Genomic DNA, 1,707 nt, shown 5'->3' on the forward strand with positions numbered 1-1,707 from the left:
TTGCAGGGATGCTGACAGGAACGGTGGATGGCCCGCGTCAACGGCGGTCGAACCACACCGTCTGCGCGTTGACGAATTCGCGGATGCCGAAGTGCGACAGCTCGCGGCCGAAGCCGCTCTTCTTCACGCCGCCGATCGGCACGCGTGGATCGGAGGCAGAGAAACCGTTGACGAACACGCCACCGGTCTGCAGCCGGCGCGCCAGCTGCATCGCGCGGGCGTGGTCGCCGGTCCACAGATTGCCGCTCAGGCCGAACTCGCTCTGGTTGGCCAGCTCAACCGCATGGTCGGCGTCGCGCGCGCGGCTGATCGACGCCACCGGCCCGAAGGTCTCGGTGTCGAAGGCCTGCATGCCCGGCTCGACGCCAGCCAGCACGGTGGGTGCATAGAAACTGCCGGGGCGATCGAGCTGCTTGCCGCCCACCAGCAACTGCGCACCGGCCTCGACCGACGCGCGCACCTGTGCATCAAGCTGTTCCAGCAGGTCCTGCCGGGCCATCGGTCCGATCCGGTTGCCGGCCTCGCGGCCATCGCCCACGGTCAGCGCCTGCACGCGCTCGCAGAACAGCGCCACGAAACGCACATACACGGCGTCTTCGACGATGATGCGCTTGCCGGCAATGCACACCTGCCCGGTGTTCTGGAAACGCGAGGCCACCGCAGCATCGACCGCGGCCTCCAGGTCGGCATCGGCCAGCACGATGAACGGATCCGAGCCACCCAGCTCCAGCACCACCTTCTTAAGCGCCTGCCCGGCCTGCGCGGCGATGCTGCGCCCCGCGGCGACGCTGCCGGTCAGGGTCACGGCCGCAATGCGGTCATCGGCGATGGCGGCACTGGTTCCCTCGCGGCTGATGTTGGCGGCGATGAAGGTGCCATCCGGCAGGCCCGCATCGCGCCACGCAGCGGCGAGCAGCCCGGCGGTGCCGACGATGTTCTCGGCCGGCTTCAGCAGGAAGCCATTGCCGCCCATGAGGATCGGCACGGCTGCGCGCATCACCTGCCAGTACGGGAAATTCCACGGCATGATGCCCAGCACAACGCCCAGCGGCAGGTAGGAGACATAGGCCTTGTTGTCGGCCACCGGGGTGGGTTCATCGCGCAGGAACGCCGCACCGTTGTCGGCGTACCAGTCACACAGCACCGCGCACTTCTCGATCTCGGCCAGCGACTCGGCGTGGACCTTGCCCATCTCGGCGGTGGCCAGCGCAGCGAGGGGTTCGCGGTCGCGACGTAGCACGGCAGCCATCGCGCGCAGTACGCTCGCGCGTTGTTCCAGTGACTGCGCGCTCCAGGCTGCAAAACCGGCCTGGCCGCGGTCAAGGATGGCTTCCAGTTCGGCGTCGGTGGCGAAGGGGTGGCTGGCGATCTGCTGGCCGGTCGCCGGATCGCGGGAAATGGCAGCGGGGGCTGCGGGGGAAGCGGACATGCAGGTCTCCTGTTGTCTCGACAACGGGCGGCTGCCCGTTTCCTGACAAGGAATCTGGACCCGATCGAGGGCAGCAACAAGGCGTCTGCGTATCCTGTGACCTGTACTTACCTGCCTGAATGGGGTGATTTCCCGGCAGGGCTGCGCCCTGCACCCGCAGAGGCAACAGCAACGGCAGAAGCAACAGCAACAGCGGCATTCCGTGAGATGGCGGGGTGGGTCCGGTGGCGGGGGACGCTGCGAGTACGTCCATGTAAGCTCGGTCGCCGCATCCATGC

The 1,707-nt window shown here is 67.8% G+C and carries 1 protein-coding gene; it reads right to left on the reverse strand.

The window, feature by feature from the left end:
* Positions 1-37 precede the first annotated feature (37 nt).
* Positions 38-1,429, reverse strand: a complete 1,392-nt coding sequence (locus AB4Y84_RS20930; protein WP_442243488.1) for an NAD-dependent succinate-semialdehyde dehydrogenase — start codon at positions 1,427-1,429, stop codon at positions 38-40.
* Positions 1,430-1,707 lie beyond the last annotated feature (278 nt).

The organism is Stenotrophomonas sp. 2YAF22 (genome assembly GCF_052114665.1).
In the GTDB taxonomy this organism is placed as follows: Bacteria; Pseudomonadota; Gammaproteobacteria; order Xanthomonadales; family Xanthomonadaceae; genus Stenotrophomonas; species Stenotrophomonas indicatrix.

Excerpts from the sequence above, each read along its gene's own strand:
- AB4Y84_RS20930 (WP_442243488.1), bottom strand. The coding sequence starts at position 1,429 with ATGTCCGCTTCCCCCGCAGCCCCCGCTGCCATTTCCCGCGATCCGGCG.